The sequence below is a fragment of the Nocardia sp. NPDC046473 genome (assembly GCF_040645995.1).
In the GTDB taxonomy this organism is placed as follows: domain Bacteria; phylum Actinomycetota; class Actinomycetes; order Mycobacteriales; family Mycobacteriaceae; genus Nocardia.
The window spans coordinates 137,756-154,150 of record NZ_JBEYZJ010000007.1 but is presented as its reverse complement, the minus strand read 5'-3'; the positions used below and the strand labels follow the sequence as shown (position 1 = coordinate 154,150).

14 protein-coding genes are annotated in these 16,395 nt (G+C 66.5%); 5 read left to right on the top strand and 9 right to left on the bottom strand.

The window, feature by feature from the left end; all coding sequences use genetic code 11:
* Position 1 precedes the first annotated feature (1 nt).
* Positions 2 to 307: a 30S ribosomal protein S10 gene (gene rpsJ, locus ABZ942_RS25565; protein WP_003938093.1), complete on the bottom strand. Its 306-nt coding sequence runs from the start codon at positions 305 to 307 to the stop codon at positions 2 to 4.
* Positions 308 to 928: 621 nt separating this feature from the next.
* Between rpsJ and ABZ942_RS25560 the strand changes: the two genes are divergently transcribed.
* Positions 929 to 1,405 carry a hotdog fold domain-containing protein gene (locus ABZ942_RS25560; protein ID WP_357386111.1) on the top strand — a complete coding sequence of 159 codons (477 nt, stop codon included), beginning with the start codon at positions 929 to 931 and terminating at the stop codon, positions 1,403 to 1,405.
* Between the two features lie 4 nt (positions 1,406 to 1,409).
* Here the strand turns inward: ABZ942_RS25560 and ABZ942_RS25555 are convergent, their stop codons facing one another.
* Both ABZ942_RS25555 and ABZ942_RS25550 read right to left on the bottom strand, forming a co-directional pair.
* The gene (locus tag ABZ942_RS25555; protein ID WP_357386109.1) at positions 1,410 to 2,345 is read right to left on the bottom strand and encodes an alpha/beta fold hydrolase; all 936 of its coding nucleotides are present in this window, start codon (positions 2,343 to 2,345) and stop codon (positions 1,410 to 1,412) included.
* Positions 2,345 to 3,283 carry an alpha/beta hydrolase family protein gene (locus ABZ942_RS25550; RefSeq protein ID WP_357386107.1) on the bottom strand — a complete coding sequence of 313 codons (939 nt, stop codon included), beginning with the start codon at positions 3,281 to 3,283 and terminating at the stop codon, positions 2,345 to 2,347. Before ABZ942_RS25550 ends, ABZ942_RS25555 begins: the two co-directional genes overlap by 1 nt.
* 303 nt (positions 3,284 to 3,586) lie before the next feature.
* Here ABZ942_RS25550 and ABZ942_RS25545 point away from each other — a divergent pair, with 303 nt between their 5' ends.
* Positions 3,587 to 4,777 (top strand): lycopene cyclase family protein, encoded by a 1,191-nt coding sequence (locus ABZ942_RS25545; protein ID WP_357386105.1) that lies wholly within the window; start codon positions 3,587 to 3,589, stop codon positions 4,775 to 4,777.
* On the opposite strand, the gene ABZ942_RS25540 is transcribed toward ABZ942_RS25545, so the two are convergent.
* From ABZ942_RS25540 to ABZ942_RS25530, 3 genes are read right to left on the bottom strand one after another with little or no spacing between them, the layout of a single operon-like run.
* On the bottom strand, positions 4,747 to 5,595 hold the full coding sequence (locus ABZ942_RS25540) for an ABC transporter permease (protein ID WP_357386824.1): 849 nt from the start codon (positions 5,593 to 5,595) through the stop codon (positions 4,747 to 4,749). The two genes, ABZ942_RS25545 and ABZ942_RS25540, sit on opposite strands and share 31 nt — an antisense overlap.
* A 17-nt stretch (positions 5,596 to 5,612) precedes the next feature.
* On the bottom strand, positions 5,613 to 6,392 hold the full coding sequence (locus tag ABZ942_RS25535; RefSeq protein ID WP_357386822.1) for an ABC transporter permease: 780 nt from the start codon (positions 6,390 to 6,392) through the stop codon (positions 5,613 to 5,615).
* A 41-nt stretch (positions 6,393 to 6,433) separates the two neighbouring features.
* Complete coding sequence (locus ABZ942_RS25530) at positions 6,434 to 7,417, bottom strand: ATP-binding cassette domain-containing protein (RefSeq protein ID WP_357386103.1); 984 nt, start codon at positions 7,415 to 7,417, stop codon at positions 6,434 to 6,436.
* 365 nt (positions 7,418 to 7,782) lie between these two features.
* Here ABZ942_RS25530 and ABZ942_RS25525 point away from each other — a divergent pair, with 365 nt between their 5' ends.
* A complete protein-coding gene (locus ABZ942_RS25525; protein WP_357386101.1) occupies positions 7,783 to 9,309 on the top strand; it encodes an aldehyde dehydrogenase family protein in 1,527 nt (508 codons plus the stop codon).
* A 21-nt stretch (positions 9,310 to 9,330) separates the two neighbouring features.
* Here the strand turns inward: ABZ942_RS25525 and ABZ942_RS25520 are convergent, their stop codons facing one another.
* Positions 9,331 to 10,572: a TetR family transcriptional regulator gene (locus ABZ942_RS25520; protein WP_357386099.1), complete on the bottom strand. Its 1,242-nt coding sequence runs from the start codon at positions 10,570 to 10,572 to the stop codon at positions 9,331 to 9,333.
* Positions 10,573 to 10,702: 130 nt separating this feature from the next.
* Here ABZ942_RS25520 and ABZ942_RS25515 point away from each other — a divergent pair, with 130 nt between their 5' ends.
* Both ABZ942_RS25515 and ABZ942_RS25510 read left to right on the top strand, forming a co-directional pair.
* Positions 10,703 to 11,524: an enoyl-CoA hydratase-related protein gene (locus ABZ942_RS25515; protein ID WP_357386097.1), complete on the top strand. Its 822-nt coding sequence runs from the start codon at positions 10,703 to 10,705 to the stop codon at positions 11,522 to 11,524.
* Positions 11,525 to 11,753: 229 nt separating this feature from the next.
* Entirely contained in the window at positions 11,754 to 12,779 is a 1,026-nt protein-coding gene (locus ABZ942_RS25510) for an SDR family oxidoreductase (RefSeq protein ID WP_357386095.1), read from the top strand.
* Positions 12,780 to 13,896: 1,117 nt separating this feature from the next.
* Here ABZ942_RS25510 and ABZ942_RS25505 read toward each other — a convergent pair.
* On the bottom strand, positions 13,897 to 15,132 hold the full coding sequence (locus tag ABZ942_RS25505) for an Nramp family divalent metal transporter (RefSeq protein ID WP_357386820.1): 1,236 nt from the start codon (positions 15,130 to 15,132) through the stop codon (positions 13,897 to 13,899).
* Positions 15,133 to 15,336: 204 nt separating this feature from the next.
* Positions 15,337 to 16,329 carry an alpha/beta hydrolase family protein gene (locus ABZ942_RS25500; protein WP_357386818.1) on the bottom strand — a complete coding sequence of 331 codons (993 nt, stop codon included), beginning with the start codon at positions 16,327 to 16,329 and terminating at the stop codon, positions 15,337 to 15,339.
* Between the last annotated feature and the right edge of the window lie 66 nt (positions 16,330 to 16,395).

Here is a 16,395-nt window from a genome sequence, read left to right as displayed (position 1 = left end):
GTCACTGAATGTTGACGTCGACGCTGGCCGGCAGATCGATACGCATCAGCGCGTCGACCGTCTTCGGCGTCGGGTCGAGGATGTCGATAAGCCGCTTGTGCGTACGCATCTCGAAGTGCTCGCGCGAGTCCTTGTACTTGTGCGGCGAGCGGATGACGCAGTACACGTTCTTTTCGGTCGGCAACGGCACCGGCCCGACGACACGGGCCCCAGTGCGGGTCACCGTCTCAACGATCTTGCGCGCTGACGCGTCGATCGCCTCGTGGTCGTAGGCCTTGAGCCTGATGCGGATCTTCTGTCCCGCCACGCTAAGTGTCCTTTTCTCCGCTTATACCTTCGTGATCCGGAAGCTGGCTTCCGTACCACCCTCAATTTGCACAGCCCGAACACACGAAGACGTCTCACGTGAGACCGCGATCAGGCACGCATGCCTGACCCTCGCCGCTGTTCATCTGTCATGGTTCTCCGGTCCACGCGGTCGGGCGTGTCGCCCATCCGCTCATTCCTCGGCCCCGGATAGAACTTCATCTCAGGCCTGGAACCGTGTTCCCGGACGTACCCACACCGGTTAACCAGTGAGGTACACGATTGTTGGTACTCGCCTCGCCTGGCCATCCCGTCTCACATGGAAACAGGCACGGCACTGGTACAAGGCAACCCGAACAGTATGCCCGACGCGGTCTACTACTTCAAATCCGCCCCCTGCGAGCGGCTCCGCCCAGGTCACCGCCATGACGGCGACGACAGTGTGAGCCGGATTCGCACCGAACCGCACTCGATCGGATCAGCGGCAGCACTGAATAATCACACACTCCGGGCCGACGCGGATGGCCTGATCAACTACCGCGTGCGAGACCGTCCTAGTCCGAGCTCCAGTGAGTTACGGCACACTCGACAGGTCTAACTTACTCAGCAGTAAGATGAGCGCATGACGAAAGAGACTGCGACCCTCCGCAGCTGGAAGAAGCTGCCGGACAACCGGCTCGGCCACACCCTGTTCTCGCTGGGCATGGTGGCCCGGGTGCCGTATTTCGGCACGGTGCTGCCGAGCGTCGTGCGCCTCGAGCCGGGGCTGTGCGAGGTGACCTCGCCGAAGTGGTTCGGCATCCACAACCACCTCGGCACCTACCACGCCATCGCGGCGTGCAACCTGGCCGAGGTGGCGATGGGCATGCTGAGCGAGGCGACCGTGCCGAGCACCCACCGCTGGATCCCGAAGGCGATGAACGTGCAGTACCTGGCCAAGGCGGAGACCAGCCTGCGGGCCGTGGCGAAGCTGGACCAGATCCCCGACTTCACGACGATCACCGCGGGCCAGAACCTGATCGTGCCGGTCTCGGTCTACGACAAGCACGGCCTCGAGGTCGTGCACGCCGACATCACCACCTGGGTCACCCCGGCGTAGTTCATCAGCAGGGCAGGGCGCGGTTGTCGTTCGCCAGCGTGCTGAGCACTATCGCGGCGACCCGCGTATCCCCCAGCAGGCCACTGTGATTCGCGATATCGGTCGGGCAGCCGTCCTGCAGCCAGATGTTGCGATCGTCGCCGGTGGGCGCGGCGAGCAGCGCGGTCTCCTGCGGGGTGATGATTTCGTCGGCGCGGGAGGCGAGGGCCGTGTACCGGACACCGGACACGGTCTCGCCTCCCGCGTTCAGCCGGTTCAGCAGCGGTGACCCAACCACCTGCTGCTGGCCCGGAGTTCCGAAGACCTGGGCCGCGATCTGCGCGTTCTCCAGGCCGAGCGAGGCCAGATCCGGATAGTTCGTGCGGAGTCCGGCCCAGGTCGAGCCCCGATACGGGGTGCCGAGGGTGATCACCTGGGTCACGGCGGCCGCGCCCTGCGTGCGCAGGTATTGGCGGATGACGTTGCCGCCGGTGGAGTGGCCGACGAGCGCGACCTGGCGGGCGCCGGTGGTGCTCTGCACCGTCCGCACGACCTCGTTGAGTTCGGTGGCCATTCGATCTATGTCGCCGACGCCGTAGATGGTGCGACCGAGCATCGCGGCGCCGACCGGCCCGATACCCATTGTGCCGGAACCGGCTTGGCCGCTCACGACCTCACGCAGGCCGGGTGTCGGTCCCAGGTCCGCCGCGAAAACGCAGTACCCCTCGGCCCGCAGCAGCGGCGCGAGCAGGGCGAAACTGTTGGGTGCGTCGGTGCCGGAGCCGTGCACGAGCACCACCGGCTGCGGGCGCTCGGCCGAGGGATGGCAGGCCATGTCGTTGGCGCCCGCGAAGGCCGGGATCGGCGGGGCGGCGGCCGCGGTGGGTGCCTGGAGTACGGCCGCGCAGGCGGCAGCGAGGGTCAGGCCGACGATTCTCGCGGCCTGTTTCCGAATCCACATTATTGAATTCCCAACGGAGCAGACAGCGCAGGCCACGAGTTCTTCAAGGCGTCTTCCCAATATCCCCAAGAATGGGTGCCGTCCGGATGAATATCATATGTCGCCGGAATGCCCAAACTATTCAGGCGAGTTTGCATATTTCGTGAGCAGTAATTCGTGCCCGCCTCGATGACGCCGCCCTTGATGAGCTGAGCCGCATAACCGTCGACGCCGGGCAGCGCGTACTTGCCGTTCAATTCGTCATACTTTCCGGGCAGCCCGCCGCCGCTGGAAATGTAAATGGACTTGCCGCGCAACCCCTCGGCCTGCACGTACGGATCGTTGGCCGCCCAGCGCGGATCGTTGGCCGCGCCGTACATGTTGTCCAGGTGCGCCCAGCCCCAGGTCTCCACGGTGAGCCGGACGAACTCCTGGCCGACCGGGTCGCTGATCTGCGCGCAGCCGCTGTAGGCGGCGACGCTGGAGTACAGATCGCCACTGGTGGCGGCGAGGGCGAGGGTGGTGGTGCCTGCCATCGAGAAGCCCGCGATGGCGTTGCGGCCGTTGGTCGCGAAGTATTTGTCGATCAGCGGCGGCAATTCGCGAGTCAGAAAGGTTTTCCACTTCTGCCGACCCAGCCGCGGATCGTCGTTGACCCAGTCCGCGTAGTAGCTGAACATGCCGCCGATCGGCGAGACCACGTGCACGTTCTTCGTCGAAAGGAACTGCATCGCATCGGTTTCCGTGGCCCAGGTGACACCGTCCTCGCCGCCGCTGGCGCCCTGCAGCAGGTAGAGCACCGGCCGGGGCACGCTGGTGTCGGCCGCGCGCTGCGTCTCCACCTGGATATCGCGATCCATCGCCGCGGAATGAATTGTCAACGTGAGCTTTCGCGCATCGTGCTCTTGCACCGAAACAATCGATGCCTCCACCGGCACCCCGCGCGCCGGTGTAGGCATAATTGCTATAACAGCCGCACCGACTGTGACTGCGAGCACACTTAGCCAGCCGCGGTTGCTGCCTCTCATGATTCCCCTTCTCCAGAACGCGGAAACCACCCGCGTACGGCGCCAAGACTACGGGGCGAAACGGCACCTTTTCATCACTGAAGTTGCAGGGCCACCAATTCTGGGGGCATGAATGCACGCGATTATCGGAATGCTCGCTTTCACTATGTTTGCTTTGCCGGGAGACCCGATTTCCGGGGGCTCGATGTGCCGGGGTAGTTGCGTCGCCCCCGCCGCAGCGGATTGAATGCCCTCATGGGTGTCAGCGCGGTCCGAGATGTCGACGTGTGTGTGGTCGGGCTCGGTCCGACCGGCCGGGCGCTGGCGCATCGCGCGATGCGGGCCGGACTCAGCGTGGCCGCCGTCGACCCGCGACCGGATCGGCTCTGGCCGCCCACCTACTCCTGCTGGGTCGACGAGCTACCGAGTTGGCTGCCGCCGAGCGCGATCGCGAGCACCATTCCGCAGCCGACGGTGTGGGCCAAGACCGAACACCGCATCGATCGCCCGTACTGCGTGCTGTCGAAAACCGGCTTGCGCGAGGCCCTCCCGCTCGACGACGCCATCGTGCACACCGGCCGCGCCACCCGGGTCGACGCGCACGTCATCGAACTCGCCGACGGCACGACGATCAGCGCGGCCGCGGTATTCGACACCCGCGGCCTACCCACCCTCGGCCGGCGCCGGGCGGCCAGCGCGCACGGCATCTTCGTCGCCGCCGAGACGGCCGCGCCCATGGTCCAGGACGGTGAAGGGCTGCTGCTGGACTGGCGCCCGGAGAACGGCGCAGGCCCCGAGGAGCCGCCGTCGTTCCTCTACTCCGTACCGCTCGGCGACGGCACGGTGATCTTCGAGGAGACCAGCCTCGGCCTGCGCGGCGGCATGCCACAGCACGAACTGCGCAAACGCACGTTGAATCGCCTTGCCGCACACGGCATCCGGTTGACCGGCGACGAGCCGACCGAGGCCGCGCACTACCCGCTCGATCAGCCGCCGCCGAAAAAGGGCGTCGCCCAGGCTGTTCCGTTCGGCTCCCGCGGCGGCATGATGCACCCCTGCACCGGCTACAGCGTCGCCGACTCGCTCGCCCTGGTGGACACCGCGATCACCGCACTGCAGCAGGGCCGCGACCCGATCGCCGAACTGTGGCCGCGCCCAGCCCGATTGGTGTACTGGATGCGGATGCGCGGGCTATGGGGCATGGGCCGCCTGACCACCGACCAGTCGATCGCCATGTTCGACGCCTTCTTCAGCGCTTCCCCGCGCGGACAGCGCGCCCTACTGTCCGCGCACGACGACTACACCGCCCTCGGCGCTGTCCTGTTCAACACCGTCGCGCACACCTGGCCGTTTCGCTGGCGCTACGACCTGGTCGGCTGGACCCACCGCAATCGCTGGCTGGACTACGACTTCGATCAGGCGCCGGTCTCCGCGGCCCGGCGATAGCCACGCACGGCCGGGTAGGCGAACACCACGATCAGGCCGAGCGTCCACAGCACAGTCTTCATCAGCGGATCAGCGACCGGTCCGCCATAGGACAGTCCGCGCATCGCGTCGATCGCACAGCTCATCGGCTGGTTCTGGATCGTCGACTGCAGCCATGTCGGATAGGCGAAGGCCGGTGCGAAACCGGTGTTGAAGAACATCAGCAACGTGTTGATGATGCCGATGATGTTCACCAGCATCACGCCCTCGGTGATGGTGGCCAGCGCGGTGACGAGCACCGCGAAGGCGACGCCGAACAACACCGGGATCCCGATCAACGCGATACCGGCGAGCGGTCCCTGGTTGAACCGGAAGCCGAGCAGCACCCCGACGCCGACGACGAACAGGGTGGTGACCAGGACACGAACGGCCTCGGCCAGTAGCCGTCCGGTCAAGCCCGCCGCTCGGTGGATCGGCATGGTCCAGAAGCGGCCGAGCAGGCCGGTCATCTTCTCGCCCTTGAAGCCGAGCGCACTCACCACCGCACCCGACATCGCGGCGACCAGCGTGAGTAAGGCCATCTGGGCGTAGATGCTCGGCACGCCGGTGTAGTTGGTGATCGACTTGCCGAGCACGATCTTGAACATCAACAAGGTCAGCGCCGGGTACACCAGCGTCTGGATGGTGGTCGCGGGATCGCGCGCCCAGACCAGCAGCAGTCGCTTGCACTGGATCAGGCTGTGCGTGACCCAGTTGCTCAGCGAGTTCTCGGGTTTCGCGGTCACCTCGGGCAACAGGGTGTTCCACGAGATCTTTTCGGTCTCTTCGACCGGCGCCATGGGGGCCTCCACCGAACTCATGACCGCCTCACGCTCGCCCAGATCGCCAGCGGGATGAAGACGAGCGCGAGCCCGATCACCCAGACCAGCGGCACCCACAACACTTGCCAGCTCACTCCGCCCGAAGCCATGTCGCGCAGCGCGAAGGAGAACTGGGAAACCGGCTGATTGCGGACGAAGCCCTGAATCCAGGTCGGGAAGCTGCGTTCCGGGACGAATCCGCAGGACAGCATGCCGAAGATCAGCGTGGGCAACGTCAGCGCCTGGCTCAGCGACTCCGGACTCTTGGTCAGACTGCCGAGCGCGTCGGCGCCGAGCGCGAGCGTGGTGCCGACCGCCAAGGAGAACAAGCAGAACAACGCGGCTTGCCCGAAGCCCGCGACGAACCGGAAGCCGATCATGTATCCGAAGAGCACCGCGGCCGTCAGCGAGGTGATCGAGCGAATCAACCCGGCCCCGATCCGCGCGGACAGCGGAACCAGCATGCCGATCGGCATCGTCTGCATTCGGGTACTCAACCCGGTCAACGCCTCGAACGCGGCCAACTGCGCGTTCGACATCATGGTGAAGGCCATCGTCTGCAACACGATGATCGGCATGACGTACTGGGCGTAGTCGATGCCCTGGAACTTCATCACGAAGCGCAGCGGCAGATAGAACCCGAGGGTGAACACCAGCGGCGTCACCACCGCGACGATCAGCTCGCCCTTGGTGGCCATAGTCCAGACGATGCGGCCGGACAGTGCACGCCACTGCGCGAACGAGGACAGCCGGGCCTCGGGTAGGTCCGCGAACAACGCGGCCGCGTCGGCGGCCCGGTCGGGGGCGGTAGCGGTTGTCACGCTGCGCCGCCCGAATGTCCGGTGATGGAGAGGAAGACGTCGTCGAGCGAGGGCCTGCGCAGCGCGATGTCGGCCAGTTGGATGCCCGCGGAGTCGAGCCTGCGCAGCGCCTCGGTCAGCGTGGCGGCACCCTCCGGCGCCGGAATCGAGAGCCGGTCACCGCCGTTGAGGCCGGCCAGCACCGCGGCGGGCACCAGGTCGCCGAGCGCGGTGGCGGTCGGGCGCAGCTGCTTCGGGTCCAGCGGGACCACCTCGCAGTAGCTGCCGCCGGTCTTCTCCTTGAGCTCGTCGGCGGTGCCCTCGGCGATCACCGTGCCCTTGTCGATGACGATGATGTTGTCGCTGAGGACGTCGGCTTCCTCGAGGTACTGCGTGGTGAGCAGGACCGTGATGCCCTGGGCCTTCAGCGCGTTCACCAGATCCCAGACGCCTTGACGGCTGCGCGGATCCAGGCCGGTGGTCGGCTCGTCGAGGAACACCACCTCCGGCCGCACCACCAGACCGCAGGCGATGTCGACCCGGCGACGCATGCCGCCGGAGTAGTGCCGCACGGCCCGACGGCCCGCGCTCACCAGGTCGAATTCCTCGAGCAGGGTGTCGGCCCGCTTGCGCGCGGCGGACTTGGTCAGGCCCATCAGGCGGCCGAACAGTTCCAGGTTCTCCCGGCCGGAGAGGTTCTCGTCGAGCGCGGCGTACTGGCCGGTCATCATGATCGACCGGCGCACCCCCGCCGCGTCCTTCAGCACGTCGTGCCCGGCGACCACGGCGGTGCCGGAATCGGGGCGCAGCAGCGTGGACAGGATCTTCACCATCGTCGTCTTGCCTGCCCCGTTCGGCCCGAGAATGCCGAGGACGGAGGCGCGGTCGGCAACGAAGCTGACCCCCTGCAGTGCATGCACATCGCCGAACGACTTCCGCACATCCGTCACCCGGACCGCTGGCTCACTGGCATGCAGATCTGCTTGGTTCAAGCTCGGCATCAACTCTCCACTATCGGCAATTGCGGCGACTCGTGGTCGCCGGAGCGCGCGCGTATACGTCCCCCTAGGAGATCCGTAGCGCTTGGCGTGATGTTACCGGCATGCACGCTTCGCACCGGGCCGCCCGCGCGGTACCCAACAGGAGCACAGACTAAATGTGTCCTTACTCACACCCGCCGATATCGGTCCGGCGCGACGCGAATCGGCGCTGGTGGACCGTGTCAAGGGCAGCGCGGTGGCGGCGAACGAGCCTTGTCGGCCCGTCGCGGCGACCATAGTCTGCTAATTGGGGGAACACTCACTCGTCCGCGGCGGCCGCCTCGCAAGTGGCCCGTACGCCGATTTCGATACTGCGAGAGGTGATCATGGCCGAGTCCGCGCAGCCACAGGTGGCGGCGCAGCCCGGAGGATCGGGCCGATCGAACGTGCTGACGTCCTATGACCCGCGCACCGGCGAGACCGTCGGCAACTACGCCGTGATGGGCGCGGGCGAAATCAACCGAACGGTGCGCGCCGCCCGCGTGGCCGAAAAATGGTGGGCCGAGCTGGGATTCAGCGGCCGCAAGCGCTGGCTGCTCGACTGGAAGCGCGATATCGCCCGTCGCGCAGGCGAATTGGCCGAGATCCTGTCCGAGGAAACCGGAAAACCGGAGGCGGACGCGGTAATCGAGGTAATGCTCGCGGTCGAGAACCTCGACTGGGCCGCCCGCAACGCGGCGCGCGCGCTCGGCAGGCACAAGCTCGGCTCCACCTGGCTGACCCGCAACCAACGCGCATCGGTCGGCTACCTGCCGCTCGGCGTGATCGGGGTGCTGGGCCCGTGGAACAACCCGGTGTTCACGCCGATGGGGTCGATCGCCTACGCGATGGCCGCGGGCAACACGGTGGTGTTCAAGCCGCACGAGCTGACCACCGGTGTCGGCGTCTGGCTGGCCGACAGCTGGACCAGGCTGGCGCCGAATCAGCCGGTGCTGCAGGTGGTTACCGGCGATCACGCGACCGGCAACGCGCTGTGCCGGGCCAAGGTGGACAAGATCGCCTACGCCGGTTCGGATTCCGGCGCGCGCGAGGTGATCGCGCTGTGTACGCAGACGATGACGCCGGTGGTCGTGGAGCGCAGCGGCAAGGGCAGCATGGTCGTGCACGTCGACGCGAAGCTCGACGACGCCGCCGAGGCCGCGGTGTTCGGGGCGATGGCCAATGCCGGGCAGAACGCCACCGGGATCCAGCGGGCCTACGTCGCGGAGTCGGTCTATGAACCGTTCCTGGAGCTCGTGGCCGCGCAGGCCACCAAGCTGCGCCCCGGTGCGGACAAGCGCGCGTCCTACGGCCCGATGATCCTGGAATCGCAGGTCGAGGTGGTGCGCAAGCAGATTCGCGACGCGCTGGCCCGCGGCGGCCGTGCCGTGGTCGGCGGATTGGATTCGATTCGCGAGCCGTACATCGAACCGGTGGTGCTTGCCGAGGTGCCCGAGGAAAGTCTCGCGATCACCGGCGAGGGCATCGGGCCTGTCCTGATCGTGAACAAGGTGACCAGCATGGAAGAGGCCGCGCAACGCATCAACGCGGTGGGCCACGACGTCGCGGTCTCGGTGTTCACCAGGGACGTGCACGAGATCGAGACCTTCGCCGAGCACCTGCGGGTCGGGGTGGTCACCATCAATTCCTCGACCGCCTACGCGGGCATTCCCGCGCTGCCCTTCGGTGGTGTCGGCGAATACGGGCAGGGGCACAGTCACGGCGATCAGGGCCTGCGCGAGTTCAGCCACACCCTGGCCATCGCCCGCAAGCGCTACCAGGCGCCGGTCAATCTGTCCACGTTCGACCGGCACCCACGCCACTTACGGTTGGCCAAGACCATCTTCCGCATCCGGCACGGCCGCCGCACCTGACGATCCGCGCAAAACCTGTGGTTAGGCCTTGTCGCCGAGCAGGACGGCTTGCATGAGGGCGGTGACCCTGGCCAATTGTGGTGGGCGGGAATCGAATCGGAGGAGCCTGCCGACATCGATTACCTGGCCGATGGCCGCGTGCACCCGGAAGCGCGCCTCGACGGGATCGCCGTCCAGCAAATTGGCCCATTCGAGGACGTTCTGGCGTTGAATGGCGCGCAGCTTGTGTTGTTCGGCCGGCGGCAGGTTGCTGAATTCGGCGTAGTAGACCGGCATGATCTCCGGCATCGCGAAGGTGAGCCGGGCCTGACGCTCGGCGATGCGACGCACCGCGTCCTCGCGGCTGGTCGCCTCGGCCAGCGCCTCGGTGATCGCGAGGGCGACCCGATCACCGGTCCGGTAGAACGCGGCGGCGAGCAGATCGGACTTGCTGGCGAAGTAGCGATACACGCTGGAGGCGTTGATGCCGACGGCCGCGCCGATCTCCTCGATGCTGGCCTCGTGATAGCCCTGCCTGCCGAAGATCCGGATCGCCTCGGTGAGCAGCTGTTCGCGTTTCGACGACACCGGCAGGCCGCGCGTGACGGGTCCCGGATCAGGTTCCGGCGACGCGGGCGGCAGCTCGGCGCGCAGGATCGCCCACGCCATGTCGTGCAACAGCGGCAGCAGCCTGGCACCGGAGAGCGCGCTGCGATGCGCGGAGATGCTGGCGATCGCGCTGAGCACAGCGGCGGCCAGCATCGCCACATCGGCGGACGGCGCGTCGGGGCGCAGCAGCGCGATGGGTGCGGCGAGGGTGCCGTTCAGGTCGTCGTAGATCTTCCGGATCCGGACTCGATCTTCGCGTTCCAGGTAGCGTCGCTCCCAGCGGTACAGCCCGGCCTCGCGGCGGATCTCGATGGTGTGTTCGCTGATCGCCCGGATCAATGCGTCCAGCCGCTCGACCGGCGCCAGCTGCGGGTCGTCCGCGGCACGGGCGACGTTCAGCAGGTGCCTGGCGCCCTCTTCGGCGGCGGCTACGAGCAACGCGTATTTGTTCGTGAAGTGCCGATACAGCGCGGGCCCGGAGATCCCCACCTCGGCGGCGATCTCGTCGACGCCGACCGGGTAGTACCCGCGATCGCTGAACGCGCGCGCGGCCGCCCGGATGATCTGCACCTTGCGATCCTTGGGCCGACGGCGCACCGGCCCACCGCGCGACGCCTGCGCATCGGCGTCCGGCCGCGCGGAAGCGAGGCCGACCTCGCTGCGATCCGCGACCATGCACCTCTCCGTTCTCCGGCGGCTGCGCTGGTTGACAGCGCCCGACAATGGAACCTAAGTTAACCACAATTCGCAAAGTTAACCAGTATTCATGGCAGGGTAGCCGCTGACTTCCAGCGTAGGAGCAGACATGAGCAATACCGATTCCGCGGCACCGGCCGCGCCCGCCACACCCGAGCCGCGGTTTACGGCGGTGCACGACGGCAAGGTGCTGCGGGTGACCATCACCAACCCGAAGCGCAAGAACGCCGTCGACTACGACACCATGCTCGCCCTCGGCGACACCTTCGTAGCGGCCGCCGCGGATCGCTCGGTGCGGGTGATCGTGCTGACCGGCGACGGCGGCGATTTCTGCACCGGCGCCGACCTCTCGGCCACCGTGCGCGAGGCCCAGCGCGGCATCACCCCGGATATGACGATGGACGTCGCGAACCGCTTGGTGAAGGCGATCGTCGATTCTCCGGTCCCGGTGATCGCCCGCGTCAAGGGTGCCGCGGCAGGCGTCGGCGTGGCCGTCGCGTTGGCTGCCGACCTCGTCTACGCGAGCGACGACGCCTACCTCCTGCTCGCCTTCATCAACATCGGCCTGATGCCCGACGGTGGCGCGGCCGCCATGATCGCCGCCGCGGCCGGGCGCCCGCTCGCCGCGGAGATGGCACTACTCGGCGAGCGCCTCCCCGCCCCCGCCGCAAAACAGGCAGGACTGTTCACCGCGGTCCTCCCCGAAGCCGAACTCGACACAAGGGTCGAAGCCGCCGCCGCGAAGATCGCCACCGGCCCCCGCCGCGCCCTCGAACTCACCAAGCAAGCCCTGAACCAAGCAACGTTGACCTCCCTCGACACCGCCCTCGCAGCCGAAAAGTCCGGCCAGACCGAACTTTTGACCTCTCCCGACTTCCTCGAGGGCGCCACCGCGATGCTCACCAAGCGCAAGCCGGTCTTCGAAGACTGACGAAACTCGCCCACGCGACAAGTGATTTCGCGACAACATGGGTAACTCGCCGGGGACCGGCTAACCAGGCCGCCACCCAACCGCCCGGTCGCCGACGTCACGATCAGCGCACACGAGTCCGGCCGGAAGTCACGGAGCGGCGGACTAGCCAACGCAACTTCCGACACGCACGTGTCTGGCTCGAAGACTCGGAGAGACGGGCCAGCCGGGCCAGCTAAGCTCCTCCGCTATGGGCTACCTGGTTACCGGGGCAACTGGGTTCATCGGTCGGTTCCTCGTCCCCGAGCTGCTGAAACGCGAGGGAATCATCCATGTGCTGGTGCGGCCGGGCGCCGAGTCCGCCGACCGGTTCATCTGCTGCACCCGGGAGTGGGGCGCGGCGGATCGGGTGCGGCCGGTGCCCGGCGATCTCGGCGCACCAGGTCTAGGTATCGATCCGACGTGGCTGGCCGAGCATCGCGGCTCGATCGACCATGTCTTCCATCTGGCATCCAGCTATGACCTCGCCGAGCGCGGTGACGGCACCCGGCATCTGGTCGATGTCGCCGAAGCCCTGAAAGCCGGTCTGCTGCATCATGTCTCGACGGTGGAGGTGGCCGGTTCGTCGGAGGGCCTGTTCACCGAGGACATGTTCGACGAGGGCCAGGTGCTGGCCACGCCGACGCAGCGGGCCAAGTTCGAAGCCGAGCGGATCGTCCGCGGTGCCGCGCTGCCCTGGCGGATCTACCGCCCGTCGATCGTGATCGGCCATTCCAGAACCGGCGAGATCGATCGGATCGACGGCCCGTACTACTTCTTCCGACTGCTCCGGATGGGCGCGCAGCTGCCCCGAATCCTGCCGGTGCTGGTGCCCAAGCTCGGCGAAACCAACATGGTCCCGGTCGATTTCGTGGCTCGCGCGCTGGATCATCTTGCGCACCAACCGGGCTCGAACGCCACCACCTACCACCTGGTCGACCCGCGCCGACAGAGCGTGGCCGAGGCGTTGAACCTGTTCGCCGACGAGGCCGGCGCGCCACACCTGGTCGAGGTGATGCCGAAGCGCGCCCTCGACATGGTGCTACAGGTCCCCGGCGCAAGCTGGGTCCTCCCCCGCATCGGCGTTCCCCGAGACATCTTGGAGCACAGCGAATTCACCTGCTGGTTCGACTGCCGCAACACCACCGCCGCCCTCACAGGCACCGACATCAAGGTGCCGCCGCTGGCCGGTTACGCCCCGCTGATCTGGAAGTACTGGATCGAGAACTGGGTCTGAAGCCCAAACAGCAGCCCAGACGCCACATTCGAGTCGAGTCATATGGTCGTTAAACGATCTTCAACAGCGACCATATGACTCGACTCGATAGCACCGACGACCTTTTGACTCGACTCAACGGCACCAATGATCGTTCGACTCGGCTTGTTTTCCCCAGCTTCTTTCAACCGGGCCACAGTCAGTCCGCACGCTGGAACACGAGCGTTGCCCATCACAGGCTGCGGAAGAGAAAGCCGGGGACCCCACCTGACGTGCTCAGCACTATCGGGTCATTCCCTTGGACGGGTATACCTATCCGGGCAAGTGCACCTAGGGATTTCCCAAGGTGAGCAGCTCAATGAGCTGAAGACCGTTCCCCGTTTTCCTGTGAGTAGTGCTGGGCGCGTCGTGTGCCGTACCCGGCTTTAGGTGCACGTCAGGCGCGCGATGTCGCGTTCTGGAGGTGGTCATCTGGCTGTGGTTGCGTCACAAGCGCTTTGGACAACAGCGGGTGGTCGGTGGCGGTTTTGGTGGTCGATCACCCCCGCGCGGTGGTCAATGACGGTTTCGGTGGTCGATCACCCCCGCGCGACGATCAATGACGGTTTCGGTAGTCGATCAGCCCCGCGCGAGGTGGTCGGCGGCGGTTTCGGTAGTCGATCAGGCCCGCCGGGTGGTCCGGAGGGCGGTGTGCCCGAGGATCTGCACTCTGTCTCGGGATCTGCACTCGGAATAGGGCCCTAAAGCCCCAGTGCAGGTCCCGAGACAGAGTGCGGATTCTGTTTTCGGCTGGGTGCGGTGGGGGTGCTGAGCATTCGTGGCGGGTGCTGTATCCGGTTTCGACCACGGATCCGCATCCTCTCTCGGAATCCGCCCGGCGCTGGCCCTGGTCCGGGTGCACAACCCCGACACGGGGTGCGGATTCTGCTGTCCGCGTGGGGGATTGGCGGCCGCTTACCCTTTGTGTGACCTGCTCACCCGGTATACAGAGTGAGCGGGTTATACAAAGGGTGAGGGGACGGTTCTGGAGTGTTGATCGGGCTGCGGTGGTGTTCCGAGAGACCTGGCGTGGTGGAATCTGGTGGTATACGCGGGGTTCACGGGGTGCGGATTCTGTTGTCAGTGTGGCTGTTCTGGGTCAGGCGCCGGTGATCGTCAGGTAGATCAGGACGATGTTCAGTGCCGAGATGATGGCGGCGATCAGCCAGGCTAAAGCGGTGGTTATGCGGTGGTTGACGTCGTTGCCCATCAGGACTCGGTCGCTGGTGAAGCGGACCAGGGGGATCAGGGCGAAGGGGATGCCGAACGAGAGCACCACCTGGGAGATGATCAGGGCTCGGGTGGGATCGATGCCGGCGGCGAGGATGGCCAGGGCCGGGATCAGGGTGATCACTCGGCGCACCAGCAGTGGGATGCGGCGGCGCAGCAGGCCCTGCATGATCATCGCGCCCGCGTAGGCGCCGACCGAGGTCGAGGCGAGGCCGGAGGCCAGCAGGCCGACGGCGAGCAACAGCGCCGCGACGGGGCCGAGCGCGTCGCCGACGGCGGTGTGCGCGTCCTGCAGTGTTTCGATCTCGCGGTCGCGCAACGTGTTTGCCGCCATCAGCAGCATCGCCAAGTTGACCGTGCCCGCGAGCACCATCGCGAGCACCACATCGATCTTGGTGATCTTCAGCAACCGAACCCGGATCGGTCCGGCCGCCGGGTGACCGTGCCGGTCCCTGGCCAAGCCGGAGTGCAGGTACACCGCGTGCGGCATGACCGTCGCGCCGATCATGGCGGCGGCGAGCAGCACGCTCTCCGCGCCCTGGAACCTGGGCAACAGACCGCCGAGGGTGCCGCCGATCGAGGGCGGTGCGATGAACAGGCTGGCGAGGAAGCCGATCGCGATCACGGCGAGCAGGCCGGTGATCACCCGCTCGAACGGCCGCTGCCCACGCCGGTCCTGCACGAGCAGCAGACCCATCGACACCACACCGGTGATCACGCCGCCGACCAGCAACGGCAGCTGGAACAGCAGGTTCAGCGCGATCGCGCCCCCGACCACCTCGGCCAGGTCGGTGGCCATCGCGACGGTCTCTGCCTGCCCCCAGTAGGCCAGCCGGGTCGTGCGGCTCGACCGCTCCCGGACCGCCTCCGGCAACGACATGCCGGTCACCAATCCCAGCTTGGCCGAAAGGAATTGGACCAGCCCGGCCATCACATTGGCCATCACGATGACCCACACGAGCAGATACCCGAACTTCGCGCCCGCGCTGATATTCGACGCCACATTGCCGGGATCGACATACGCGATCGCCGCCACAAAGGCAGGGCCGAGCAAGAGGCTGGCCGCACGGGCCCGCTGGGACGCAGATCTAGCGGACTCAGCCAGGGTAGTACTCACGGAACAAGATTTTACGGGTTCCCGAACTTTTTCGTTAGTCTCCCCCGCCTCTCCGCGACTTCAGGCCAGACTGAGGTGCGTGGAGGCATGCGTTGGCGCCCGGCGGAAAAGCAACTCGCCGGGTCAGCTTGTACCCGGCGAGTTACCCATGTGCTCATGAAATCAGTTGTTGCGTAGGATAAAAATCCCTGCTCAGATGCCCAAGCCGCGGGCCAGTACCGGCCACGACAGCTGGAACTCGTCACGCCAGTAGCCCCACGAGTGGGTGCCGCTGTTGCGGAAGTTGTAGGTCGCCGGGATGCCCAGCGAGTCCAGCTTCCCCTTGAGGTTGTTGGTGCAGAAGTTGGTGCCCGCCTCGATCACGCCGCCGATGATGATCTGGTTGGCCAGACCGTAGGCGCCGGGGAGCGCGTACTTTCCGTCGAGGGTGTCGTACTGGCCGGGCAGACCGTTGCCGGTCGAGATGTAGAGGTCGAGTCCGCGCAGGCCTTCGGCGTGCACATACGGATCGTTGGCCACCCAGTCCGCCGAACCCTGCGGGCCCCACATGTTGTTGGTGTCGCCACCACCCCAGGTCTCGACGGTGAGCTTGACGAACTCCGAGCCGACCGGGTCACTGGTCTGGGCGCAACCACTGTAGGCCGCAGCCGCCTTGTACAGGCCGGGCTTGGCGATCGGCAGCGCGAGCACGGTGGTGCCCGAGGTGGACAGACCCGCGATCGCGTTCACGCCGTTGGTGCCGAGCGCGCCGTCGACCAGCGGCGGCAGCTCCTCGGTGAAGAAGGTCTTCCACTTGTTGCGCCCGAGCGTCGGGTCGTCCTTGATCCAGTCGGTGTAGTAGCTCCACTTGCCACCGATGGGCTGGATCACATTGACGTTCTTGTCCGAAAGGAACGCCAGCGCATCGGTCTTCGCCTGCCAGGAGGCGTCGTCCTGGCCGCCGCCCGCACCGTTCAACAGGTACAGGGTCGGGCGCGGCACGGAGGCGTCGGCCGGGCGCTGGACGTCGATGATGACCTTCTGGTCCATCGCCGCCGAGTACACGTACAGCCGAATGTTGCGTGCGTCCTTGTATTCGGCCTTGGTGATCTTCGAGCCGTCGGGCGAGGTCGGGTTGGCGAGCAGGCTCTTGCCATCGATGATCGGGTCAGCGGCAGAGGCTGTGGTTACGCCGAGGCCGGTCATTACTCCCGCAAGGACCGCAGTGGCCGCGATCGCCGCGGCGGCACGCAGGCCGCTGCGCCGGGTCTG